Raw genomic sequence first — 22904 nt, 5'->3', positions numbered from 1 at the left:
TTGGTGCTTCCGCTTCCAAGGAAGCCGATGCGCACAGATATTGTCAGCCTCTTAGTGTTGGCCAAGGACGAATCGTGACGGAGAAAATAGAAAAAGTTTTGGAAGCCGCCAGCGCCTAGTGAAAACCGTTGGCGAAGGACTTGGTAAGGACGTGTTGACCGCCGAATTGATAGTTCAACGTGCTGCCAACTTCCGGATTCCCAAGGGAAACGCCCATCTTGAATGCCAAGCTGGCCGGTTCGATGGACGCCGTGGTGCAGCGGATCAACCGATTGTCCGCAGCAGGATCTGAGCACGACCATCCGATCGGTGCCGAGAATTTCCCCGGGATGAAGGTGGCATTCTCCGGCAAGCTGAAGGTTGTTTCACCGGAACCTGATGCCGGGCCTCCCAGAAGTGAAAAGCCCACACTGATATCGCGCTCGAGTACTCCACCCCCAGCTTCCATGCCAAAAACAGCGTCGACCGTCTGTGACGGGGCAGCCGTTGAGGGCGTGGCCTCGGTGGTTGAAGACACCGTCCCGGAGTTCGTGACGACTGCTGCCCGCTGCTTGGCAATTTCCTCGAACACAGGATGCGGCCGAACCTCTACGGGTACAAAAGGTTGCGGCAACTGCACCGCTGACTGAGCTGGGGACGGCACGATGGGTGCGTTCGTTGTGGGGCTGGACGCCGAGGGGCTGGACGCCGAGGGGCTGGACGCCGTGGGGCTGGATGCCGAGGGTGACGCGGCGGAGGTGCTTGGAGCATCGCCGGCGTTATTGACCTGGGCACCGGACTGCCCGAACCACGCGACCAGACCAAAAATCGCCACCCCTGCAGCAACGGCCGCAGCAGCAGCAACCTTCCCCACGTGGCCGAGGGATCGAACGGTTGCCGGGCCTTCCCCTGTGAGGGCGGAAGAGTTCGATGCTGAGAGCAATCCCGCAACCGCGCCAGGCGTCAATACGATGCCGGTCACCAAGGGGAAGAGAGCCGCCCGCATGGCCCCTTGGATGTGGTTGAGTTCAAACAGCAGTGCAGTGCACTTTGAGCACGTCTCCAGATGCGCAGTGACCTTTTCGTGTGAAGTCCGTTTCAGGGCGTTCCGTGCATATTTGCCCAATTGGCCGGAATACTCCGAACACTCATCGTTCGGAGCCACCACTACGTGGTTTTGCAAATAAGCCTGACGCAGTCCCTCCCTTGCCCGTATGAGCAGAGACGACACTCCATTGGGGCTGATACCGATGAACGGCGCAGCAGCGGCGGGCTTCATGCCCTCAATGTCCACATGCCAGAGCACCGCTTGCCAACGTTCTGGCAGCGACTTGAACGCCGCCGCCACGGCCGAGGATTCGAATTCCTTCAGGATGGGATCAGCATCGACGACGGCGGTATCCAGCATGGCGTCGTCAGGGGCAGACTGGGTGAGCCTTGCTTTCCGGTTCCGTGCATGCGCCGTCCGCTGCACGACTGTCAGCAGGTAGGCGCGAAAGAACTCCCGTGGTCCTTTGCCGCTGCTAAGGGCCTGGAACACTGATGCGAATGCCTCGGCAACGATGTCGTCGGCGTCACTCGGGTTATCAGTATTCGCCCGCGCAACGTATTGCGCAGCAGCCAAATGCCGCCGGTACAACGAGTCGAAGGCATCGGTGTCGCCTCCGCGGACCATCGCAATTATTACCTGGTCAGTGACTGGTCCAGCGGTGATGGTTCCGCCGCTGGAACCAGTATCAAAATCGCTCCCCATAAGCCCAGTGTGACAGCAAATTCCGGGATGACTTGAATCGCAGGGTACTTACGACTAGGGGGTTAAATTACTCGCAATTTCAGCGACACGATCCGGCAGGAAGGTGCACTATTCAGTTGGGAGGCGTCCATTATCAGCGGCCCTGCAGGCGTCCAAAGAGACCCGGAAACCCTACTCGTTTTCCGGTTCGCCTACGGGCTTCTCGGCAGGCCAGTCGACGTCCTGCTCGTAGCCCTCATGCTTCTGCAGGTATGACGCGATGTACGGGCAATGCGGAATGATGCGCTTACCGGATGCCACCACATCGTCCAAGGCAAAATGTGCCAGCACCTTGGCCAGCCCCTGGCCTTTGAACTGCGACTTTGTCTCGGTATGGGTGAAATCGATGTGACCGGGCCTATCGATGAATTGGGAAATCACTGCCAACTCCCCGTCTACGCGGAGTTCATAGCGATGGAATTTGTCGTTTCGAACTGTGGTGACGCCAGCGCGGAACGAGTCTGCCAATGATTCAGTGTGCTCGGTCATGATTCGAGATTGGCACGTAAACCCGGCGCTGGCAATGTGGACCGCTTTACCCCGGGCGTCGGCGTCCCGTCCGACCCGGACGGCGGCAGCACCGGCGTCGGGACCCTGCCAAGCAGCAGGACGGCGAGCGCGAAGCAGGCAGCTCCCCCGCCCAGGAGCGCCAGCGTCAGACCGTTGAACGCGGCATCGGCAACGGGGATAAGGACCACGACGGCGGCTGTCACCACAGCGGTGCGTGAGGGACCCCGGGCGTGGCTGGCCGCCGTCGGACGGTTCTCGAGGCGACCAAGGAGCAGCACCACCGGCAGCAGCAGGGCTATGACGGCGAAGAAGACGGGGATGCGTGCCCACCACCATTCCGCTGTGCCCGCGGCCGGTTTAGGGAAGTCGGCGAGCAAGAGGAGTCCGGACATGCCCACCAAGAGAGGAAGATGCCAGAGGTAAACGGTCATGGACCGGCGGCCCGCCACAGCGATGATCGTCTGGACCCAACGCACAGAGGCGATCCAGCGTATGCCCTTGCCCAGGAGTTGGAGGGTGGCAGCCTGTGAAATGGCCAGCAGAAGCAGGCAAAGGTTGGGTGGATTGATGTTCACCACCATGTTGCCCGGATATACGCCAACGCCCGTCACCAGCCCGAGCAACACGTTGCTGACTACGATCGCCGCTACCAGCCACGTTCTGCTGCGGTGCTCAAAAAAGCCGTCGGCCATGAGGAAGCCGAGCTGCTGGACTGCGCACCAGACAAACACCATGTTGACGAAGGCAAGAACCGGGAGGGCGCCGCGGAGGGAGTCGACGGTAATGATCAGCGCCACGAGGATGCCCAACGTAGGCAGCGGGGCACGTTGATGAAGCCGGGCCATGAGCGGGATGCTGACCTGGGCTGTGAGGTATGCAGCCAGGAACCAAAGGGGCATCGCGGCACCAGTGGTCATCAACTGGATCACTTGTGGATCAACGCCGAGCAGCAAGGCCACCCAGAGCCCCGCCCACATGATCGCGAGCAGGGCCATGGCGGGGCGGACCAGGCGGAGGAGTCGCAGCTGTGCGAAGTCGAAGCCTGTGCCGCCGCGTGCTTTCAAGCGCCGCCACGACTGCAACCCGGTCACGCCTCCCAAAACGAAGAACAACGGGACGATCATGAGCACCCAAACCACCGGCGTGAACCAGCCTTGCTCCATGAGCGTGTTTTCCGTGGTGACTTTCCCGTCCCTGTGCAGAACAGGGCTGACCATCATGCAGTGGGCTGCGACCACCAGGAGCAGGCAGATGAAGCGGACAAGGTCGATTGCTGGATCACGCTGCACAGCCGGTTGCGGTCCCACAGTCGGTTGCGGCTGCACGACTGCGGCTCCCGGCACAGCCGCGCTCCGGCTGGCGGGAGGCTGAACCGGCTTTGCCCGCTGCATGGCCCTCCCCACGAATACACGCTCCTGCGTGTTGACTCCATTGTCCGCCCCGGGTGCCGTGGGGACCAGCGGTGCTGGCGTTGGCAGGTGCTAGTGGCTTGTCCTGCTCAGTAACCGCCTCCGTTCCTCCGGGTCCAAGGCGCCGGCACACGCGGCCGCGGCCAGGCCGAACGATCCATCGAGTACTGCCTTGTCGGCGCCGGCCGAGGCGCCAAAGGCCGCGAACTCGGCGGTGTGATGGGCGGCGCCACGAACGTCGTAGCCAACCATCGGGTGAATGCTTGGCACCAGTTGGGAGACGTTGCCCATGTCCGTTGAGGCCACTGGCTCGGCATTGAAGACAACGTCCCGTCCGATGGCCGTCATGGCCGCCCGGTAGGCATGCGACAGGAACGGGTCTTGTCGGAGTTCGGCGTAGTCATTGCCGGTTGGCGTGACTTCCAGGGTGCAACCGCTGGCGTGGGCGCCTGCTTCGAGGCAGCGCCGGACCTTGTCCTGGATGATTCGCAGCTTCTCGATGCTCGGAGCCCGCATCTCAACGCTCGCCCGTGCACGCTCGGGGATGACGTTGACGGCGCTTCCACCTTCAGTGACGATCAGCGAAATGATCGAACCGATCGGGAGCTGTTGCCTCGCGAGTGCAATGGCCGTCTGCGCGACGACAAGTGCGTCCAGGGCGTTGACTCCTTCCATCGGGGCAGCAGCGGCGTGGGCCGGCCTGCCCTCGAACAACACGTCCCACATGGACATCGCCAACGACGAACCTCCTACTACGTCAGCCGCACCGGCGTGAACCATCACCGCCAGCGAGACGTCCTCGAAGAAGCCTTCCGCGATCAGGTCCACTTTGCCGCCGGTGGTCTCCTCCGCCGGCGTTCCGAGCACTTTGACAGTGATGCCGAGCTCGTCGGCCACCGCCGCCAGGGCCAGCGCCGCCCCGACAGCACTGGCAGCATTGACGTTGTGCCCGCAGGCGTGGCCGATGTCCGGCAGGGCGTCATACTCAACGCAGAGGGCCACCACCAGTTCACCGCTTCCGTAGCTCGCGCTCAACGCGGTGGCTTGCGATGGCTGGCGACCATCCAAGCGGAAGCCAGCCGTATGGAGCAGCCGCCTGACGCGCTTGACGGCACGGAACTCCTGACCGCCGAGCTCCGGATCGGCGTGGATGGCGTGGCTGAGGTCCAGCAGGTCTGGTTTCCACCGCTCAGTGGCGGCCTTCAGCGCGGCCTCGATGTCGCCTTGGGACATGCCTACGACGGCGGCCCCGCGGCTCATGCTGTTAAGACCAGGGCGATCATGCGGACACCACGGCGTTCTCGCGCTTCGGGTAGCGGGCGCTTGCCGCCGCCGCGATCAGTGCGGCCACTGCCAAGGCTCCCCAGATGGACAGAAGCCCGGCCTCGCTGATGCGGCCGGATTCGACGGAGGCTGAGGACAGCAGCTTCACCACTGCGGCGCCCACCGCGATGCCGACGGAGAGGGCCAGCTCGTTGAGCCCGGCCGCCGTCGACGTTTCTTCCAAGGGAACACCTTCCACGGACAGCGAGCGGGTGCCTGCCTGGTACATTCCCAGGCTCAGGTTGAACATTGCGAAACCCACGCAGTAACCGGACAAAGTCCCGTGGGCCAGGATCATCACCAGGAATCCGCCGGCGAGCAGCAGCCCGGCGAATACCAAAGTGGCGCGTTCGCCGAATCGACGCAGCGCCCGTGCAGTCAACAGTGAGGAAACCAGTGAAAGTACGGAAGCCAAGGCCAGGACAATGGCGATCATCAGGGGACTCAGGGCAAATCCGTAACCCGTCTTGTCGGGATTGGAATGCAGGAAGATGCCGTTGGTGCCGAAGTAGCTGATGGAAGCGAAACCGAAGAAGAACGTGGCCATGGAAATGGCGCGGATCCGGGGAATTGCCAGCATCCGCAGGTCAACGAACCGGCTGCCGTGGGCGCCGCTGTAGTCGCGCTTTACCCAGTAGGCCAGCAAGGCGAGCCCCAACAGGCCAGCAATCAAAGTCCGGGCATCCAGCCAACCCCATTCAGGTGCCATCGAGAGCGCCACAACAAAACCAATCAGCCCGAGCGAGCAAGCCAGCAACGGCGCCAGTGCGATGCCCTCACGAGTCGGCACTCCGGCGTCGGGCAGTAAGAAGGAAGAGATGAAGGCGACCACTGCGAAGGGAACAGCCACCCAGAAGCCGAGCGTCGGATTGGTGACCCCAACGATTCCGGCGAGGAGCCCGCCTGCTCCCACCATGATCATGAGCATCCCGATCATGACGCTCACGCCAGTGCGCGTGTGTCCAGGGCTGCTAACGCGCAGGATGCCCATCATGAGGGGGATGAAGCCCACCACACAGGTAAGCATGACCACGCCAATCGTCACCGTCCACAGCGTGGGCCACAACGCCATCTGAAGCACTCCGAGCGTCACCACACCTGTGGACCAGCGCAGCACCAGCCTGTATCCATAGCTGTCGCCCAGCCTTGAAATGATCGGGGTGAGGACCGCAAAGCTCACGTTGGAGATCAGGAAGATGCCGTTGATGGTTGGATCGTCAATGTCGAAGACGGGTCCGAGCGCGGGAAGGATGGGGTTCAGGTAACCCTGGGTGACTCCGCTCAATGATTCAATCAATGCCATTGCGAAGATCATTCCCGCAATGGACCGGCGCGTCGTTCCTGACGTCGCCGCTGGTGCTGTCTTGCTTGCCATGTGCTTCCTTGTGGTCTTGGGCCTGTTGAGGCTAGCCCGCCGATTAGTGATGCGAGTCACGACGATATGGCCGTCGCCTAGACTGATCTCGAAATCGTTTGAAATACACATCAGATGGGCGAAAGTGAACGAATCAGCCATAATTTCCGAACTTGACCTCGAAATTGTGAATGCACTCCAGATCAATCCACGCGCCGAATGGAGCCGGATTGCCGACGCCCTTGGCCTGTCCGCGCCCACTGTGGCGAGGAGATGGAACGCCCTCGCCAGCCAGGGCCAGGCGTGGATCACCCCTGCACCTGGCCAGCGTTATCTCAGCGCCGGGTGGTCTGCGTTCATTCATTTGTCATCCTTGCCCAGCGAGAGCGAGGCCCTGATCGAACGGCTGTGCGCTGAGCCTGCGTTCGGCACTGTTTCTTTGGTGACGGGCTCGCACGACCTCTTCATGGACTGCTTTGCGTCGAGCCACGAGGAGCTGATGGATATCGTCACCGGCGCCTTTCCAAAACTGCCCGGCGTCACACGTCGCGAGGTCGTTTTCGTCACCAAGCTGTACCGGCAGGCCTCGGAATGGCGCAGCGGAACGCTGGAACCGGCGCGCGCCCGGCTCATGTCAGCGGAGCCCCTGCCCGCGCACCCCGCCTACGCCCCGGACAGGCTCGATGCAGCGTTATTGGAAGAGTTGGCCAAGGATGGCAGGGCAAGTTGGGCCGAGTTGGGTGCCGCCTGCCGCGTTTCGCCTCAAACAGCACGACGGCGGGTGGAACGGTTCCTTGCGACCGGCTACATGACGCTGAGATGCGATTCGTCCACCTCCGCCCAGCAGGGGCTCCGGGAAGTGACGCTTGTCCTGAACGTTCCAGCCGAGTACGTTGACGGCGTCGGACGCTTCTTCGCTGCCTTGCCCAATTGCCGGCTTAGTGCCCAAGTCCTCGGCGCACAGAACCTGCTGGTCACCCTGTGGGTCCGTGACTATCTGGAAGTCCAAGCCTACGAACGCGAACTGGCCCAGCGGGCTCCGGGAACTGCAGTCATGTCCAGGCAGGCGGTAGTCCGGACTTACAAGCGGCTCGGCCATGTCCTTGATGCAGCAGGTTGCAGCCGCACCGTGGTCCCCCTGCCTCTCTGGAGGGAACCTTCCTAAGCGTTATCCACAACTGCCTGTCGTGCTCTGGACGGAATGGCGAAACACCGGCAGGATCGAACCCATGACTACGTCCATTTTCGTGAACCTGCCCGTCAGCGACCTCGAGGCGTCCAAGGCCTTCTACACGGCCCTTGGCTACTCCATCAATCCAAACTTCACCGATGAGACAGCCGCTTGCGTCGTGTTCAGCGACACCATCTACACAATGCTCCTGACGCACGACAAGTTCAGTCAGTTCACTGATCAGCCCATCGCGGACACCCGGAACTCGGCCGGGGCGATTGTTGCCATCTCTGCCGACAGCCGCGAAGGTGTTGATGTCCTCGCCACTAAGGCTGTGGAAGCCGGAGGTTCCGAGACGTACGATCCCAGGGACCTCGGGTTCATGTACAGCAGGGCGTTCCGCGACCTCGACGGCCACCACTGGGAGGTTGTCTATATGGACCAGGCCGCAGCGCAGAGTGGCCCGCCGGAGCACTAAGGCGCATCGGCCCCGCTGGCTCTAGCCCAGCGCCAAAGCCAGCACACCAAGCACGACGGCGAGCAGCGGCGTTGTCCCCTGGAGAACCGCAGGGCGGAGGTACTTTTTGCCGCTCGCTGCGAGCACCAGCGCCGCAAGGAGCATGGAACCGCAGCAGCTGAATACGAGGGTCCAGCCAACCTGCGGTGCACCCATGGCCACTGCGATGATGCCTACTAGTGCGCCAATGGCCAGGAACAGATTGTAGAAGCCCTGGTTGTAGGCGAGCGGCTTGGTGGTTTCGGCATCAGCCTGCGACGTGACGCTGAACCGCTTCCACGTGGCTGGCTTGGTCCATGTGATGGACTCCATCGTGAAGATGTACACGTGGAGCAACGCCGCAAGCAGGGCAAAAATCAGGGAGGCCAGGATCATGGTCTGATCCTAGCCTCCCTGCGTTACAGAGCCTGTGAGGGCGGGGTTGTGTCAGTCACTCAGCATCGCCAGCGTTGCTCCGGCGAAGGACCACGCGGAACCATTCCATCGAGCCAGCAGGCCTTGGAGGTTCTCACCGTCTGCCCGGTGCGCGGGGGTTTCGGCTTCAAGGGTGGCCAGGATTCCGGTGCGCAGCTCGGTGTTGAAGTTCACCTTGCCGACCTGCATGGAAGGAGCTTTTGCGAGCTGCTCAGCCGGGATGCCTGAGGCGCCATGCAGCACCAAAGGCACGTCCGTCCGCGCAGCAACTTCCTGGAGTACGTCCCAGCGGATGTTGGGCTCACCCTTGTACTTTCCGTGGACGTTACCCACGGCTACCGCCAGGAGTTGGGCACCAGTGCGTGCAACGAAGTCCGCCACCTGCGAAGGGTCAGTCAGCCCGGCGACTGAAGTATCGGCGTCGGGCGCTGAACCTTCCGTACCGAAAGCCTTGTCTTCGTCACCGGCGAGGCCGCCAAGTTCTGCTTCGATCACGACGTCGAACGCGCCCTGGGCATCCAAGGCGGCACGGACTTCGCGGACCAAGGCTATGTTGTCCTCGTAGGCCAAGGATGAACCGTCGGCCAGGACTGCATCCGCCCCGGCTGCCACAGAATCCTTGATGACCTGCAGGTCCGAGGCGTGATCCAGTTGGACCGATACGGGAACGCTGGCGTCGTCGGCCAGGCCGCGAAGTGCTGCGATGAGCCGGAGTCCGTTGGGAGTGGATGCCGTCTTGGGTGCTACCAGCAGGATCACACCGAGCCTGGCTTCCTCCGCCGCCGAAACAACGGCCAACGCAGTGGTGAAGTCGTAGCAGGTGAAAGCCGGAACAGCAGAGCCATCAGCGAGGGCGGAGATGACCAGCTGATCGAGTTTGGCGCGCATTAGTGGGCCAAACCTCCCACCAGGATCCATGCGACGTACGTCAGTACGAAGCCGGCCAGGCCGAGGATCGTGGTGAGGACTGTCCAGGTTTTGAGACCGTCGGTCACGGTAAGCCCGTAGTACCTGATCACGGTCCAGAAACCTGCGTCCGTCACGTGGGACAACCCCAAGGCGCCGAATCCGATGGCGATCACGATCACGGCGATCTGGGCGGGCGTGTAGCCGCCTTCCATCACAGCGGAGGTAAGCAGGCCCGTCGTCGTGACAATGGCAACGGTGGCCGAACCCTGGGCGGCGCGGAGTGCCAGGGAGATGATGAAGCCGAGCACGATCACCGGCAAGCCCAAGCTGTCCAGGGTGTGGGACAGGGCGGCGCCGATGCCGGAGGTGCGGAGGACTTCACCGAATACGCCGCCCGCTGCGACAACCATGAGGATTGACGCGATCGGAGGAAGGGCGCCTTCGAAGATCTCACCGGTTTCCTTGAGGGACCAGTTGCGGCGGACGGCCAGCAGGAAGAAGGAGAGGGCTACAGCTACAAGGAGCGCGAAGAACGGGTTGCCGATGAACGCAGCCACGCCGTACCAGTAGTTGTCTTTGGCAATGGTCAGCGTTCCCAGGGTGCCCACGAGGATCTGGACGATCGGAGCAGCGATCAGGAACATGATCAGGCCCGGACGGGGAGGAGCGATGGCGCGGGCGCCGGGGCCGTCGTGGCCAACGTGTACGAGCGAGTCCGCGGAACCGAACTCGTCCACCTGCGCCTTGACCCCAGGGAGCAGTTCGTAGTCTTTGCGGTTCATGATGCTGGCAACCCAGTAGGACAGGAAGCCAAGCGGCACGCAGATGATGAGCGAGATCAAGGTGATGAGTCCGATGTCGGCACCAAAGACACCTGCGCCCGCAACGATTCCCGGGTGCGGCGGCACAGCCACGTGTATGGACAACATGATGCCGGCCATGGGCAGGCCGAACTTGATCGGGTGAACGTTCGCGATCTTGGCAAAGGCGTAGACAATCGGGACGAGGACGATGACGCCAACCTCGAAGAACACCGGAATCGCCACGAGGAAGCCCACGGCCGTCAAAGCGATGGCAACGCGCTTGGCTCCGAGCTTCTCAGTGAAGTGTGTAGCCAGCGACTGCACGCCGCCGGATACCTCGATCATGCGGCCAAGAATGGCGCCGAGCGCAATCAACAAAGCAACCTTGCCCATGGTGCTGCCAACACCGTTGGCCACCACAGTAAAGATGTCCTTGAGCGGAATCTGGGCCGCCACACCTACCAGGATGCTGACAGCCAACAGGGCAACGAAGGCCTGGATCTTGAAGCGGATGATCAACACCAGCAGCAGGGCAATGCCCGCGGCGGCGATAGTCAGCAACAGGGGTGTTCCCAGTTCCACTGCCGGTTTGATGGCGGGTGCGTCAGCAGCCCGGACCATCAACGAGTTGATGAGGGGATTCATTGGGGGTGTCTCCTTTGACAAACCAGTCTAAAAGACCGGCGGGAGGTGGCGACGACGGCGAAGGGGGACCGCCGTCGTCGCGGGTTTTTGGTGGGTTAGTTGGTGCGCTTTGTGGGCGCGACAACCTTGATGACGGCGGAGTCGTCGGCGGCGGCGAGGCCTTGGGCCTGGCCGAGAAGGTAAAGCTGTTCTGCAGCGGCAGCAACGGGCGCGGCAAGCCCGGCGGCGCGGGTGGCCTTGCCGACGATGCCCATGTCCTTGACGAAGATGTCGAGGCGGCTGAGGACCTCGGCTCCGTCTTCGGTATAGGCCTCCAGGATGCGGGGGCCGCGGTTGGACAGCATGAAGGAGCCCGCAGCGCCGGCTTCGAGGGCGGCGAGGGTCTTCGCCTGATCCAGGCCCAGGGCATCCGCCAGGGCCATGGCCTCGGCAGCTGCGGCGATATGAACACCACAGAGCAACTGGTTGACGGTCTTGAGCGCCTGGCCATCGCCGGGCTTGTCACCCACAATACTCAGGGTGGAGGCCAGCAACTCCAACGCCGGCCGGGCCTTTTCAAGGGCCTCTGGTTCGGCTCCAACAACAATCAGCAGGTCGCCTTCACCCGCGCGCTTCGGGCCGCCGGACAGCGGAGCATCCACCAGCGCGACTCCATACCCTGCGAGCTTTTCGACTGTGGCCGGGATGGCCTCGGTGCCAACTGTGCTGCCGAGGATGACGACTGCGCCGGGCTTCAGAACCGAGGCAACGCCGTTCTCTCCGAACAGGACATCGTTGAGCTGCTCCCCGTTGCGAACGGCCAGGAGCAACGCGTCAGCATCCTGCGAAGCTTCGCGGGCAGAAGCGAAAGTCTTGATACCGGCCGCTGCGGCTAGCTCCAGGCGGGGTTCGGCGATATCGAAACCGTGGACGGTCAGTTCAGACGCAAGGCGGGTGGCCATGGGCAGGCCCATGGCGCCTAGGCCCAGAACGGTGATGGTGTAGTTGCTGCTGGTCATGGTGTTCTCCATTGAATTTTGTGGGCTTCCGGGAGGTTAGAAAGTGGCGCTGAGTTTGCGGGTGACCTGGGCGAGGGATTGGTCATCGCCCACGTTGCCTGCGAAGACGATGTACGGGATGCCTTTCGCGGGGCCATCCACCGGTTCCCAGAGCGAGACGATGCCCGGCAGCATGGGCCCGCGGACGATCGCGTGGCGGATCTCCAGTCCATGCGCTGCCACGTCCGAGGACGTGATGCCGCCCTTGGCGATGACGAACCGCGGCGCGAAGGTTTTCAACGTCCGGTTCACTACATTGACGACGGCGGCGGAGACGGTGCGGGCGATCTTCAGGCTCGCTGCGGCGTCGTCGGTCTTGATGAGCAGGCGGCTGGTGTGGACGATGACGTCGCCTTGGTGGAGGGCGTCGACGACGTCGGACACCACTGTGGCGATGTAATCGTCAGCTTGAGGAGCGAGCAGCTTCTCAACGTCGATCTCGATAATGTGCGCGGAGCTGTGCGCGGCCGTCAGGGCGCTGAGCTGGCGGGTTGTCACACCAACGTGGGAGCCGACCACGATCAGGCCACCGGCTGTGGAGGGAGTGTTGCCCGCGTACGCCTCCTCGGAGGTCAGGGCGGCGCGGATTTCCTGGCCGATGCGGCCACGGACGAATGGTGGGCCCACGCGATAGAGGAGCTTCTTGCCGCGGCGTTCGGCTTCTTCCAGGCCAAGCGCGAGGGCACGGAGGTCGTTCTCTGTGACGATGTCGGCCACGATCGGAGTCGAGTTGGTGGCGGACTCGAGGGCGTCGGCGATCGCTTTGGCGGAAATGGCGGGGTCCTGGGCGGAGGCCCCGGCGCGGATAATGTTCAGGTCCAGGACGATCACGTCGCTGGCCTGGAACCTGCCCTGCGACTTCTCCTGCACATACTTGGCCATCTCGGAGTTGGCGAACCCAAAGCTGGCGTCCTTGGCGAATTCCGTCTCTGCCACGGGGGTGAGCTTGCCGGCATCTTCTCCGGTGCCGCGCATGTAGTGCACGCCGCCGATGGTGACCCTGCCGGCGTCGGGGAATGCGGGGACGATTACTACGCCGTCAGTGGTTTCACCGGTCTCGGCCGCAACCGTGGCGGCAATGACATCGGGCTCCAGCGGGTAGTGACCACGCAGGGTGGAGTCGCTGCGGCTGACGAAGCCCAGCCTCAAGTTGCCGGTGGCCGCCGCGAGGGCGTTACAGACAATCTCTTCATTCCGCGCTGCCGCTTCGGCCGGATCCAGGCTGCGGGTGTTGGTCAGGACATACACGGCGGGCTTGGTTTGGTTCTCCCGTATGTAGGCAAAGGCCCAGGAAAAATCAGCGACGTCCCAACGGGTGAGGACGGCGAGGTCGGAAACAGACTGTGTTCCGGTGGGGTCGTCATCAAGAACGACCAGGACGCGTGGGGCCTCAGCTGACGACGCAGCAACAGCGTCAGCAACCAGCTGGGCAGGAATCTGGACTTCCGCCGGAAAAGCGGCCAGAACGTCGGCTTCAAGGGTCACTGTGCACTCCATCGTGGGAAATCTTTGTAGCGGTTTCGTGAATGTAAGATGTCAGACATCTAACATTTCATAGCCAGTGTGACACAGCGCTCTTCCCCGCGCAAGATGCGCTGCGTCACTAGTCTGGAGACATGGCCGGCACCGCAGTTCCACTTCCCTTCGTAGAGGTCCGCACCCCGGCGTCTTCCTCGGGCCAGCAAGTTCCCGTTGTGCTGATCCACGGCTGGGCTTCGGGCTCCGTGTACTGGGAACCGCTCGCGAAGATACTGCTCGACGCCGGACGCAAAGTTTGGATCCTGGACCTCCCGGGCTATCACCCGGGTCAGGACCTGCCCTCCGACTTTCCTTGGACGTTGGACACCGCCGCCGCATCAGTTGGCGCTGCGATTCGCGCCCGCACAGAAGGGCCCGTGCACCTGGTGGGGCATTCGATGGGCGGCAGCGTCTCACTGACCCTGGCGGCAAAGCATCCAGAACTAGTGGCGACAGTGACGCTGGTAGGAATGGTTCCGGCACCTCAAAACGAGGCCTTCAAGAAGCTCTTGGTGTCACAGCTGGAGCAGGGATACTTCGACGCGGACACCAAGCTGAAGCTCATGACCGCCTGGTACGGGGATCTCTCCGCGGACAGCATGGAGCTGCTCAGCAAAGGTTTCGATACGCCGTTCGAAGTTCTGTCCGCCAGCGCCCGAGCGGCCATGACCGGCGTCGAACCTTCAGTTCCCAGCCGCGTTCAGGCGCCGCTTCTGGTGATTGCTGGAACGGGCGACCGCGTGCGGTCAATCGACCAGATGACTGCGTTCGTGGCGGCAAGCCCAACACGCACCCTCAAGGCAATTCCCGACGCCGGCCACAGCGTCCACTGGGACCAACCCGAAGAATGCGCCAAGACTTTGTGTGAATTTTGGAAAACGAGCGGGCCAGCGCCAGCGTAAGATGTCTGACAACCATCCGTGCCTGGAGGAAAACATCCATGAGGTGCCGGACGGTCTGAATTACGGGAAATGGGGATACATGGCACGCAAGTCGCTGGTGGGCGTCGTTGCTGATGAGCTGCTAGACCGGATTATCGCGGGCGAGTTTCCGCCCGGGACGATTGTCCCTGGCGAACTGGAGCTCAGCGCCCGGCACGAGGTGAGCCGCATGACCGTGCGCGAAGCCATGAAAACACTCGAAGCGCAGCGGATCCTCAGCGTGGAACGTGGCCGCGGTACGTTCGTTAATCCGCTCAACCAGTGGGCATCCCTGGAGGCAGTCCTGCGTGCCGCTTCCGAAGGAACCAAAGATGCGGCCGCCGCCGTCCAGCTCATCGAGCTACGCCGGATGCTTGAAACCGGAGCCTGCGAACTCGCTGCGGAACGTATCTCCGACGACGAGCTGATCAGCCTCAAAGAGCACGTTGAAAAGATGCAAGCCGCGCACGAGGTTAATGACGTGGCCGCCTTCGTGGAAGCCGATCTCGCCTTCCACGATGTCATCCTCCATGCCTCCGGCAACGTGTTCGTGGCTGTACTGTTCGAGCCACTGCATCGTGTACTCGAGGCACGACGCACGGAGACCTCAGCTTTCGCTGACATCCAGGAGCACGCGATCGGCCATCACCGGAAAATCGCAGCGGCCTTGGATTCGCGGAATCCGCACGAGGCGCGACTGGCCATGGACGCCCATATGCAGCAGACCCTGGATGATCTGAAGACGTACGTCCTGGAGGCGTAACCCAAGCGGCTCGGCCGATGTCTACTATTGTACTTATAAATGCACAATAGTAGATCTGGAAGACACCATGCGGCTGCAGAACCCCTTGACGACCATCAGCCCCACGCTTGACATGGGTGTGCTGTTCGTCTTGGCGCGGGCTGATGCCGAGTTCACAGCCCCCAACCTCTCCAACCTTCTTCCCGAGCGCAGTTCCCTTGCCGGCGTTCGCAAGGCCCTGATTCGCCTCGTCGCTCAGGGCATCGTCTTGGACAAGGTGGCCGGAAGAACGCACGTTTTCCGGCTCAACCGTGATCACCTTTTGGCCGAGGCAGTGATCGCGATGGCCTTCACAAAGGATCGCCTCTTCGCCCGCATCCGGAGCGAAATCGAGATGTGGGAATTCTCGCCCCTGGTCGTCACGATCTTTGGCTCAGCTGCACGTAATGACATGCGCAACGATAGCGATATAGACCTTTTCATAGCCCTCAATGACTCCAGTGACGAGTCGCAGGCTGACAACAGGATTGCGCAGCTGGCCGCCGATGTCAGTGCGTGGACAGGCAACGACACGCGGCCCCTGGTCTATCTGGAGTCCGAAGTTGCACCCTCCCCGATCTTCGATTCGATCATCACCGACGGGTACACACTTTTCGGCGACGCTACCTGGCTGAGGCGCGTACTACGCGCCGACAGCGTCGMGTAAACGAGGACCGCCCAAGGAAGCGAAGCCATCCGCCTGGGTCGTTTGAATAAGGCTGTGCAGTTCCAAAAAGTTGCCTTGGACGCACTCGAACTGGCCGAGGAACACCATGAAGTAGCTGATGCCGTGGCAACACTCTGCGTCCACGCCGGCATTGCCGCCTCTGACGCCATCTGCATTGCCCGCCTCGGGCAGTTCGCACAGAGTCAAGACCACAACGAGGCTGCGGGCCTTCTGAGGACGGTAGATGAAGCCGCAGCCAAGCATCTAACCGCTCTGCTGGGCATGAAAACTCGCGCTGGGTACGGGCACCATGCCGTCACCACGGAGCAGCTCAAGAAGGCCACAAGGGCCATGAGCGCCMTGTTGGAATTCGCCCGAAGATAGCACTCAGCGGCTTGCCGAGGCCTTTCCACGACCATGAATTCTCCCCAACTGAACAGCAGCAGAGGCCGTTTTGAGCTTCCAAAACGGCCTCTGCTGCTACCTAATAAGAAAGGGCTACGCGTCCACATCCGTGTTCACGATGTAGACGTCGCACGGAGCACCGTGTGCCACGCTGTTGGCGATGCTGCCAAGGACACGGCCCAGGCCCTTCATCCGCTTGTTTCCCACCACGATCAGCGAGGCGTTGTTGGTCTCTGCGTAGTTGATGAGCGCGTTGGCCGGTGTACCGCGGGCCGCGAAGTACTTGACTTTGCCGCTGGGAACATCAAGTTCCTCAGAGACCTTGCGGGCTACGAATTCTGCGGAGTCGGCCGAAGAAACCGTGATCCGGTCGCTGCCGCTGCCAAATTCTTCAATGCGGTCATCGGAGAACCCGCTGATGACATGCAACTCGGCGCCAAGGGCTGTGGCAAGCTTCGCTGCTGCCACTGCTGCGCGTTTGGCCGTTTCGCTGCTGTCAACGCCGACGACAATAACTTCAGACATGAGTACTCCTGGTTGTGGGAATTCACTGGTGGTGCTGCTAAAAATCTACACTCCATCGTGATCCCCCGCCGGGATCCGGCATCTTCCAACCGAGTGTTTACGATCCGGTGTGTCCGGGTAGGGATAAGTCATCGGAACCATCACGCGACCGAAAGGCAAGGACATGAGCGAGGCATCATTTTCCCCGCAAACCGCCATCGTCACAGGATCTGATTCTGGGATAGGACGCGCCACGGCGGTTGCTCTGGCCAAGGCAGGCATGGATGTCGGCATCACCTGGCACACGGACCAGCAGGGTGCCGAGGACACTGCAGAGGAGGTCCGCGGCTTGGGCCGCAAAGCGGTAGTGCATCACCTGGACACCACCAAAGTCTCCGAAACCGCTGCAAGCATTGACAAGCTGGCCGAGGAACTCGGCGGCGTGGACGTGTTCGTCAACAACTCCGGAACGGGCGATGGCACCAAGTTCCTCGAACTGGACTACGACACCTGGATGTCCACCTTGGACACCAACCTCAACGGTGCTTTCGTGGCCATGCAGGCAGCCGCCAAACGGATGGTCAAGGCCGGCCGCGGCGGGCGCATCATCGCGGTCACCAGCGTGCACGAGTTCCAGCCACGGGTCGGAGCCTCCGCCTACGACGCCTCAAAGCACGGCCTTGGCGGGCTCATCAAGACCATGGCACTGGAACTCGCAGAATTCGGCATCACCGCCAACAACGTTGCACCCGGTGAGATCGCAACACCCATGACCGGCCAAACGGACGAGGACCCCAGGCAGAAGGAACGGCCGGGCGTGCCCCTTGGCCGTCCAGGTGACGCACGGGAAATTGCCGCCGTCATCGCTTTCCTGGCCTCCCCGGATTCCAGCTACGTCACTGGCGCCTCGTGGCCCGTGGACGGCGGAATGCTCCAAATGGGACCGCATGCAGGATCGCACATCACGGGCAATGACTGGCGCGAAAGCTGAGCCCGCCCGACCTCTGGCCCGCACGGACGTCCGTGGGCTAGTCTGCAGGAACGGCCTGCCGAGCGGGCCAGCATTTTCAAAGATTCAGGGACGATGATGAGGAGCACCATGGCTGACCACACATATAGCGTTTCCGAAATTGTTGGCACTTCTTCCGAGGGCGTCGATGCCGCCGTCAGGAATGGGATTGCCGCCGCCTCCCAGACGCTGCGTAACCTGGACTGGTTCGAGGTGAAAGAGATCCGCGGTCATCTGCAGGACGGCGCAATTGCCGACTGGCAGGTGACCATCAAACTTGGCTTCCGCTTGGAGCGCTGATCCCCTCCGCGACGTAACACTTGACGCCCATGTTCAGCAAAAACATGGGCGTCAAATGTCATCTCGGCGGGCGGGTTCGGGGGCCGGCTGGATCGATTCGGGTACTTCGCCAAAGCTGCTGAGCAGCGTCAAAGCGTCCGACGACGGCGAGCCCGCCTTCGCGGAATGGACCCTCAGGAGCTGGTCGGGATCGTCCGGAAGGCTTAGCGTTTCAAAATTCAGTTCGAGGTCGCCAACCAGCGTGTGGTGCAATCTCACCGTGCCGGCAGAGCGTGAGGCCACCCTGTGCCCAGCCCACCATTGACGGAAATGCTCACTGTGCACTGCAAGTTCGCCTACGAGCTGGTTGGTTTGCGGATCGTTGGGGTGTCTGCCGACATCCATCCGCAAGGCACCCACTGCCTCGGCGGCCACGGTTTTCCAGTCCCTGAACAGGTCCTTGGCTGCAGGATCCAGAATGATCCAGCGGGTCAGGTTCCGCTCAGTGGCGGGCAGCGCCGTGAAATCCGTGAACAGCAGATGAGCCATCCGGTTTCCGGCCAATACATCCGCGCGTCGCCCCAGGACCATCGCGGGAACATCCCCGACGGCGTCCAGCAGCTGCCGCAACGCAGGGCGCACCTTTTGGGCGGGGCCGGGATTGCCGGCCGAACTCGCGCAGTGCTCCAGCAGGTCCAGCATGTGCGCGTGCTCCCCCGCGTCCAGGCGCAGTGCCCTCGCTACAGAGTCGAGGACTGCCTTGGAGGGGTGGATGTTCCGGCCTTGCTCGAGGCGTGTGTAGTAGTCAGTGCTCACCCCCGAGAGCCTCGCCACCTCTTCACGGCGGAGACCGGGCACCCTGCGTGAGCCGGTGGACTCCTGGGCTCCGGCGTCCTCCGGCGAAAGGCGGGCACGCATGACTTTGAGGAATTTTCCGAACTCGGCGCTTTGACCCATCCGTCCATTCTGCCGTCATCGTCGCCGGCAAGGCCAGAGCAGGACCACCAATTTGGGTAGGACTGCCAGACCTAGGAAAAACAGGATCAGGCTGGATTGCTGACTCTCCGACGAAAACTGAATAGGCTCAGTACAGAGCCTCCCGAAAACGCTTTCTGGAAGGTCCGGCCAACCCAGTCGAACCAACAGGAACCAACGGCGCAGGCCYGAAATTTCTACGTAGAAGGAGACCTCATGCCAGAGCTGACCCTAAACAACGGCGTCACCATCCCCCAGCTCGGATTCGGTGTTTTCCAGGTGCCTCCGGAAGAAACACAGAAGGTGGTGGAAGACGCTTTGGAGGCGGGATACCGGCACATCGATACTGCCGCCGCCTATCGGAATGAGGCCGGCGTGGGCGCCGCCATCGCCGCATCAGGCCTTCCCCGGGAAGACCTATTCATCACCACCAAGCTCCGCAACGGAGAGCAGGGCGAGGCGTACGACGCCTTCCAACGCAGCCGCGACGCCCTCGGCTTGGAGGCGGTTGACCTCTACCTGATCCACTGGCCCGTCCCTTCGCAGGGACTGTACCCGCAGGCCTGGAAGGAGATGGAGAAGCTCTACCAGGACAAGCAGATCCGGTCCATCGGCGTCTCCAACTTCCTCTCGGACCACGTGGACACCCTGTTGAGGGAAGCGAACGTAGTGCCGGCCGTGAACCAGATCGAGCTGCACCCTACGTACCAGCAGGCCGATCTTGCAAACAAGTGCCGCGATCTCAGCATCGCCGTTGAGGCGTACAGCCCGTTGGGGCAGGGCAAGGACCTGAACGCCGAGGTAGTGGCCCTGGTGGCTGCCGCACACGAAACAACCCCGGCACAGGTAATTCTGGCCTGGCACCTCGCGCAGGGAACCATCGTGATCCCCAAGTCCGCGGACTCTGCCAGGATGCGGGAAAACCTCGGTGCCGCTGATCTCACTCTTACCCAATCCGAACTGGCTGCGATCACCGCTTTGGAGGCCGGGGCCCGCATAGGTTCCGATCCCGCCGTCGCGGCTTTTACCCAGCTCTAAATAGACAAAGTAGAGGACCAAAAACATGCAGTACACCAACCTTGGGCGCTCCGGCCTGAAAGTTTCGCGTCTCTGCCTGGGCACCATGAACTTCGGCCCCCAGACGGACGAAGCAACGGCGCACTCCATCATGGATTCCGCACTGGATTCCGGCATCAACTTCTTCGATACCGCCAACGTCTACGGCGGTTCGGGCCACCGGGGATGGACCGAGGAAATCATCGGGCGATGGTTCGCAAAGGGCGGCGAGCGCCGGGAACGGACCGTGCTGGCCACCAAGCTGTATGGCACCATGACGGATCGGCCGAATGAATCAAAGCTCTCCGCGCTGAACATTCGCCGTGCCCTGGATGCCAGCCTGAAGCGGCTGCAGACGGATTACATCGATATCTACCAGTTCCATCACATCGACCGTCAGACACCGTGGGATGAGATCTGGCAGGCAATCGAGGTGGCCGTCCAGCAGGGCAAGATCCTGTATTCGGGAAGCAGCAACTTTGCCGGCTGGCACATCGCCCAAGCCCAGGAAGCCGCCCGCAGGCGGAATTACACGGGGCTGGTCAGCGAGCAGTCCATTTACAACCTTTTCCGACGCGAGCTGGAGCTTGAGGTCATCCCTGCCGCGCAACAGTACGGGCTCGGCTTGATCCCGTGGTCACCGCTGCAGGGCGGCCTGCTGGGCGGCGTACTGAAGAAAGAGGAGCAGGGCGTTCGCCGCACGGAAGGCCGTGCGCTGGAGACACTGCGCAAACATGAGGACCAGATCCGTCAGTACGAGGATTTCGCGGACGAACTCGGGCAGAAGCCCGGCGACGTTGCGCTGGCCTGGTTGCTCCATCAGCCTGCCGTGACGGCGCCGATTGTTGGACCGCGCACGCAGGATCAACTGGATGCCGCAATTAGAGCACTGGACGTGACCCTCAACGACGATGCCCTCAAGCGGCTGGACGGCATCTTCCCGGGACACCGCACCGCCCCGGAGGACTACGCCTGGTGAGCAGCCTCCTCCCACAAGCGGACACCGTCTCGCCGCGGAACATCCTGTTCATCGGCGGGACCGGGGTCATCAGTGAGGCGGCGGCTGAACGCGCCGTCGCGCTGGGCCACCGGCTGACCATCCTCAACAGGGGACGGTCAGCCGGGCGGCCGGTTCCCGAGGGCGCCGAGGTGCTCCATGCTGACATCCGGGACACCGGGGCTGTCCGGGAGGTACTTCGCGGAAGGGAGTACGACGCCGTTGCGGACTTCATCTCCTTCATTCCGGCTCATGCGCGGGCTGGCTTGGAGCTCTTCCGGGGGAGGACTGGTCAGTACGTTTTCATCAGTTCCGCCTCGGCCTACCAAAAGCCGCCCACCACCTTGCCCATCCGGGAATCAACTCCTCTGAAGAACCCGTTTTGGAAGTACTCGCAGGACAAGATTGCCTGTGAGGAGTTGTTGTTTGAGGCCTACCGCGAGCAGGACTTCCCTGTGACCGTGGTCCGGCCATCGCACACCTATGACCGGACCAAGATCGCGCTGGTGGGTGGTTGGACTGACATTCACCGGATGCGCGCGGGAACGCCCGTGCTGGTTCATGGGGACGGGACCTCGCTGTGGACGCTGACCCACAGCCGTGATTTCGCCAAGGCCTTCGTCGGCCTCTTGGGAAGGCCGCAGGCTGTCGGTGAGAGCTACACCATTACTTCCGACGAGTTCTTGCCGTGGAACCAGATCTATCGTCTCTTCGCCCGGGCAGCCGGCGTTCCTGAACCCGAGCTGTTTCATGTTTCCTCCGAGACCATCGCCGCCCATAGCAAAGAGCTCGGCCCCAACCTCTTGGGGGACCGCTCGCACTCGGTCGTGTTCGATAACTCCAAGATCAAGGCACTCGTGCCGGATTACCAGGCAACCATCCCTTTCGCAGACGGCGCGAGGGAGATCATCGACTGGCACGATCAGCATCCGGAACTGCAGGTGGTGGCGGAAGACTTCATGGAGCTGAGCGATCGGCTCTATGAGTGGTCTGCTCGAAGAGTGGCGGGGCGGTAGCTGTTGCCAAGCAGTCCGTGGCCAGCGTAGAACAGCAAAGAGACCCGCCCGTCGAGATTGAAGCATTAGAGGAGATCATGCACATGACACTTGCCCCGCTCATTGAACTCAACGACGGCTACAAGATTCCGCAACTGGGGTTGGGTACGTGGCCCCTGGATGATGCCCAGGTTGCTGACGCCGTCGTCGAAGCTGTTTCACACGGTTATCGGCACATTGATACGGCAGTCAAGTACGGCAATGAGAAGGGTGTGGGCAACGGAATCCGCGCCTGCGGAGTGGACCGGGGTGAACTCTTCATTACCACCAAGCTGGACGGCGGATTCCAGGGCTCGGGCAAGGCAGTGGCAGGGCTCGATGGTTCGCTGGACCGTCTGGGGCTGGAGTACGTTGACCTGCTGCTGATCCACTGGCCGCTCCCCCGCCGGGACGAGTTCGTCTCCACCTGGAAGACCTTCGAGGAACTGCAGGCCTCAGGCAAGGTTCGTTCCATCGGCGTTTCCAATTTCAAGCCTTCGCACCTTGACCGGCTGTTCAGGGAAACGGATGTTGTCCCGGCGGTCAACCAGATCCAGGTCAGTCCCGCCATCCCGCGTCCTGTTGCCATCGCGTTCAATGAGCAACACGGGATTGTCACGGAGTCCTACAGTCCACTTGGTGCCAGCAGCGATCTCCTCAATGCCCCGGTTCTGGGGAGCATCGGCAGCAAGCACGGAAAGACGCCCGGCCAGGTTGTTCTCCGTTGGCACGTCCAGCAGGGCCTGGTTGCCATCCCCAAGACTTCCAACCCGAAACGGATGCAGGAGAACCTTGACGTCTTCGACTTCGAGCTGGACCAGGATGACCTGAGAAGGTTACAAACCCTCGACGCCGGACCTGATGCCGGCGTCGACTCGGACGTACAGGGACACTAG

At 62.1% G+C, this 22904-nt stretch carries 24 protein-coding genes; 12 read left to right on the top strand and 12 right to left on the bottom strand.

Going from position 1 to position 22904, the window contains the following annotated elements; translation table 11 throughout:
- Positions 1-115: 115 nt before the first annotated feature.
- From AC1DCM_RS07870 to AC1DCM_RS07850, 5 genes are all read right to left on the bottom strand, one after another.
- On the bottom strand, positions 116-1732 hold the full coding sequence (locus AC1DCM_RS07870) for a sigma-70 family RNA polymerase sigma factor (protein WP_477517887.1): 1617 nt from the start codon (positions 1730-1732) through the stop codon (positions 116-118).
- 171 nt (positions 1733-1903) lie between these two features.
- Positions 1904-2260 (bottom strand): GNAT family N-acetyltransferase, encoded by a 357-nt coding sequence (locus AC1DCM_RS07865; RefSeq protein WP_477517886.1) that lies wholly within the window; start codon positions 2258-2260, stop codon positions 1904-1906.
- Complete coding sequence (locus AC1DCM_RS07860; RefSeq protein ID WP_477517885.1) at positions 2257-3672, bottom strand: acyltransferase family protein; 1416 nt, start codon at positions 3670-3672, stop codon at positions 2257-2259. Before AC1DCM_RS07860 ends, AC1DCM_RS07865 begins: the two co-directional genes overlap by 4 nt.
- A 90-nt stretch (positions 3673-3762) precedes the next feature.
- Positions 3763-4950, bottom strand: coding sequence for a M20 family metallopeptidase (locus tag AC1DCM_RS07855; RefSeq protein ID WP_477517884.1), 1188 nt, complete (start codon positions 4948-4950; stop codon positions 3763-3765).
- A 19-nt stretch (positions 4951-4969) separates the two neighbouring features.
- Positions 4970-6388: an MFS transporter gene (locus AC1DCM_RS07850; protein WP_477517883.1), complete on the bottom strand. Its 1419-nt coding sequence runs from the start codon at positions 6386-6388 to the stop codon at positions 4970-4972.
- A 124-nt stretch (positions 6389-6512) separates the two neighbouring features.
- On the opposite strand from AC1DCM_RS07850, the gene AC1DCM_RS07845 reads away from it, so the two are divergent.
- Both AC1DCM_RS07845 and AC1DCM_RS07840 read left to right on the top strand, forming a co-directional pair.
- Entirely contained in the window at positions 6513-7532 is a 1020-nt protein-coding gene (locus AC1DCM_RS07845; protein WP_477517882.1) for an Lrp/AsnC family transcriptional regulator, read from the top strand.
- Between the two features lie 64 nt (positions 7533-7596).
- Positions 7597-8016, top strand: coding sequence for a VOC family protein (locus AC1DCM_RS07840; protein WP_477517881.1), 420 nt, complete (start codon positions 7597-7599; stop codon positions 8014-8016).
- 21 nt (positions 8017-8037) lie between these two features.
- Here AC1DCM_RS07840 and AC1DCM_RS07835 read toward each other — a convergent pair whose 3' ends face one another.
- The 5 genes from AC1DCM_RS07835 to AC1DCM_RS07815 form a co-directional block, all read right to left on the bottom strand.
- Positions 8038-8430, bottom strand: a complete 393-nt coding sequence (locus tag AC1DCM_RS07835) for a DUF1304 domain-containing protein (RefSeq protein ID WP_477516608.1) — start codon at positions 8428-8430, stop codon at positions 8038-8040.
- 51 nt (positions 8431-8481) lie between these two features.
- Positions 8482-9357: a class II fructose-bisphosphate aldolase gene (locus AC1DCM_RS07830; RefSeq protein ID WP_477517880.1), complete on the bottom strand. Its 876-nt coding sequence runs from the start codon at positions 9355-9357 to the stop codon at positions 8482-8484.
- On the bottom strand, positions 9357-10826 hold the full coding sequence (locus AC1DCM_RS07825) for a GntP family transporter (RefSeq protein WP_442002944.1): 1470 nt from the start codon (positions 10824-10826) through the stop codon (positions 9357-9359). Before AC1DCM_RS07825 ends, AC1DCM_RS07830 begins: the two co-directional genes overlap by 1 nt.
- 95 nt (positions 10827-10921) lie before the next feature.
- Positions 10922-11824: an NAD(P)-dependent oxidoreductase gene (locus AC1DCM_RS07820; RefSeq protein WP_442002945.1), complete on the bottom strand. Its 903-nt coding sequence runs from the start codon at positions 11822-11824 to the stop codon at positions 10922-10924.
- Between the two features lie 36 nt (positions 11825-11860).
- The gene (locus AC1DCM_RS07815) at positions 11861-13348 is read right to left on the bottom strand and encodes a four-carbon acid sugar kinase family protein (protein WP_477517879.1); all 1488 of its coding nucleotides are present in this window, start codon (positions 13346-13348) and stop codon (positions 11861-11863) included.
- A 131-nt stretch (positions 13349-13479) separates the two neighbouring features.
- Between AC1DCM_RS07815 and AC1DCM_RS07810 the strand changes: the two genes are divergently transcribed.
- The 4 genes from AC1DCM_RS07810 (at position 13480) to AC1DCM_RS07795 (ending at position 16133) form a co-directional block, all read left to right on the top strand.
- A complete protein-coding gene (locus AC1DCM_RS07810; protein WP_477517878.1) occupies positions 13480-14283 on the top strand; it encodes an alpha/beta fold hydrolase in 804 nt (267 codons plus the stop codon).
- A 79-nt stretch (positions 14284-14362) separates the two neighbouring features.
- Positions 14363-15064, top strand: a complete 702-nt coding sequence (locus AC1DCM_RS07805; protein ID WP_477517877.1) for a FadR/GntR family transcriptional regulator — start codon at positions 14363-14365, stop codon at positions 15062-15064.
- A gap of 67 nt (positions 15065-15131) precedes the next feature.
- Positions 15132-15749, top strand: coding sequence for a nucleotidyltransferase domain-containing protein (locus tag AC1DCM_RS07800; protein ID WP_477517876.1), 618 nt, complete (start codon positions 15132-15134; stop codon positions 15747-15749).
- A gap of 54 nt (positions 15750-15803) precedes the next feature.
- On the top strand, positions 15804-16133 hold the full coding sequence (locus tag AC1DCM_RS07795) for a hypothetical protein (protein ID WP_477517875.1): 330 nt from the start codon (positions 15804-15806) through the stop codon (positions 16131-16133).
- A gap of 114 nt (positions 16134-16247) precedes the next feature.
- Here AC1DCM_RS07795 and AC1DCM_RS07790 read toward each other — a convergent pair whose 3' ends face one another.
- Positions 16248-16679 carry a universal stress protein gene (locus tag AC1DCM_RS07790; RefSeq protein WP_477517874.1) on the bottom strand — a complete coding sequence of 144 codons (432 nt, stop codon included), beginning with the start codon at positions 16677-16679 and terminating at the stop codon, positions 16248-16250.
- Between the two features lie 163 nt (positions 16680-16842).
- Between AC1DCM_RS07790 and AC1DCM_RS07785 the strand changes: the two genes are divergently transcribed.
- The gene (locus AC1DCM_RS07785) at positions 16843-17649 is read left to right on the top strand and encodes an SDR family oxidoreductase (RefSeq protein ID WP_477517873.1); all 807 of its coding nucleotides are present in this window, start codon (positions 16843-16845) and stop codon (positions 17647-17649) included.
- A gap of 108 nt (positions 17650-17757) precedes the next feature.
- Entirely contained in the window at positions 17758-17967 is a 210-nt protein-coding gene (locus AC1DCM_RS07780) for a dodecin (protein WP_442002951.1), read from the top strand.
- Positions 17968-18018: 51 nt separating this feature from the next.
- Here the strand turns inward: AC1DCM_RS07780 and AC1DCM_RS07775 are convergent, their stop codons facing one another.
- Positions 18019-18903, bottom strand: a complete 885-nt coding sequence (locus tag AC1DCM_RS07775; RefSeq protein WP_477517872.1) for a helix-turn-helix transcriptional regulator — start codon at positions 18901-18903, stop codon at positions 18019-18021.
- Positions 18904-19137: 234 nt separating this feature from the next.
- Here AC1DCM_RS07775 and AC1DCM_RS07770 point away from each other — a divergent pair, with 234 nt between their 5' ends.
- The 4 genes from AC1DCM_RS07770 (at position 19138) to AC1DCM_RS07755 (ending at position 22904) form a co-directional block, all read left to right on the top strand.
- Positions 19138-19959, top strand: a complete 822-nt coding sequence (locus AC1DCM_RS07770) for an aldo/keto reductase (protein ID WP_477517871.1) — start codon at positions 19138-19140, stop codon at positions 19957-19959.
- A 25-nt stretch (positions 19960-19984) separates the two neighbouring features.
- Complete coding sequence (locus AC1DCM_RS07765) at positions 19985-20956, top strand: aldo/keto reductase (RefSeq protein WP_477517870.1); 972 nt, start codon at positions 19985-19987, stop codon at positions 20954-20956.
- A complete protein-coding gene (locus tag AC1DCM_RS07760; RefSeq protein ID WP_477517869.1) occupies positions 20953-21990 on the top strand; it encodes an SDR family oxidoreductase in 1038 nt (345 codons plus the stop codon). Before AC1DCM_RS07765 ends, AC1DCM_RS07760 begins: the two co-directional genes overlap by 4 nt.
- Positions 21991-22073: 83 nt before the next feature.
- Positions 22074-22904 (top strand): aldo/keto reductase, encoded by an 831-nt coding sequence (locus tag AC1DCM_RS07755; RefSeq protein ID WP_477517868.1) that lies wholly within the window; start codon positions 22074-22076, stop codon positions 22902-22904.

It is taken from the genome of Paenarthrobacter sp. 10N417 (assembly GCF_056394745.1).
Note: the sequence above shows the minus strand (reverse complement) of the source record. Positions and strands in the feature narration are given on the sequence as shown.

What these genes read in the sequence shown, in the direction of transcription:
- AC1DCM_RS07840 (WP_477517881.1), top strand. Translation starts at nt 7,597, where the DNA reads ATGACTACGTCCATTTTCGTGAACCTGCCCGTCAGCGACCTCGAGGCG.
- AC1DCM_RS07865 (WP_477517886.1), bottom strand. Translation starts at nt 2,260, where the DNA reads ATGACCGAGCACACTGAATCATTGGCAGACTCGTTCCGCGCTGGCGTC.
- AC1DCM_RS07790 (WP_477517874.1), bottom strand. Translation starts at nt 16,679, where the DNA reads ATGTCTGAAGTTATTGTCGTCGGCGTTGACAGCAGCGAAACGGCCAAA.
- AC1DCM_RS07780 (WP_442002951.1), top strand. Translation starts at nt 17,758, where the DNA reads ATGGCTGACCACACATATAGCGTTTCCGAAATTGTTGGCACTTCTTCC.
- AC1DCM_RS07765 (WP_477517870.1), top strand. Translation starts at nt 19,985, where the DNA reads ATGCAGTACACCAACCTTGGGCGCTCCGGCCTGAAAGTTTCGCGTCTC.
- AC1DCM_RS07850 (WP_477517883.1), bottom strand. Translation starts at nt 6,388, where the DNA reads ATGGCAAGCAAGACAGCACCAGCGGCGACGTCAGGAACGACGCGCCGG.
- AC1DCM_RS07870 (WP_477517887.1), bottom strand. Translation starts at nt 1,732, where the DNA reads ATGGGGAGCGATTTTGATACTGGTTCCAGCGGCGGAACCATCACCGCT.
- AC1DCM_RS07755 (WP_477517868.1), top strand. Translation starts at nt 22,074, where the DNA reads ATGACACTTGCCCCGCTCATTGAACTCAACGACGGCTACAAGATTCCG.
- AC1DCM_RS07810 (WP_477517878.1), top strand. Translation starts at nt 13,480, where the DNA reads ATGGCCGGCACCGCAGTTCCACTTCCCTTCGTAGAGGTCCGCACCCCG.
- AC1DCM_RS07775 (WP_477517872.1), bottom strand. Translation starts at nt 18,903, where the DNA reads ATGGGTCAAAGCGCCGAGTTCGGAAAATTCCTCAAAGTCATGCGTGCC.
- AC1DCM_RS07855 (WP_477517884.1), bottom strand. Translation starts at nt 4,950, where the DNA reads ATGAGCCGCGGGGCCGCCGTCGTAGGCATGTCCCAAGGCGACATCGAG.
- AC1DCM_RS07835 (WP_477516608.1), bottom strand. Translation starts at nt 8,430, where the DNA reads ATGATCCTGGCCTCCCTGATTTTTGCCCTGCTTGCGGCGTTGCTCCAC.
- AC1DCM_RS07785 (WP_477517873.1), top strand. Translation starts at nt 16,843, where the DNA reads ATGAGCGAGGCATCATTTTCCCCGCAAACCGCCATCGTCACAGGATCT.
- AC1DCM_RS07770 (WP_477517871.1), top strand. Translation starts at nt 19,138, where the DNA reads ATGCCAGAGCTGACCCTAAACAACGGCGTCACCATCCCCCAGCTCGGA.
- AC1DCM_RS07820 (WP_442002945.1), bottom strand. Translation starts at nt 11,824, where the DNA reads ATGACCAGCAGCAACTACACCATCACCGTTCTGGGCCTAGGCGCCATG.
- AC1DCM_RS07825 (WP_442002944.1), bottom strand. Translation starts at nt 10,826, where the DNA reads ATGAATCCCCTCATCAACTCGTTGATGGTCCGGGCTGCTGACGCACCC.
- AC1DCM_RS07860 (WP_477517885.1), bottom strand. Translation starts at nt 3,672, where the DNA reads ATGCAGCGGGCAAAGCCGGTTCAGCCTCCCGCCAGCCGGAGCGCGGCT.
- AC1DCM_RS07805 (WP_477517877.1), top strand. Translation starts at nt 14,363, where the DNA reads ATGGCACGCAAGTCGCTGGTGGGCGTCGTTGCTGATGAGCTGCTAGAC.
- AC1DCM_RS07830 (WP_477517880.1), bottom strand. Translation starts at nt 9,357, where the DNA reads ATGCGCGCCAAACTCGATCAGCTGGTCATCTCCGCCCTCGCTGATGGC.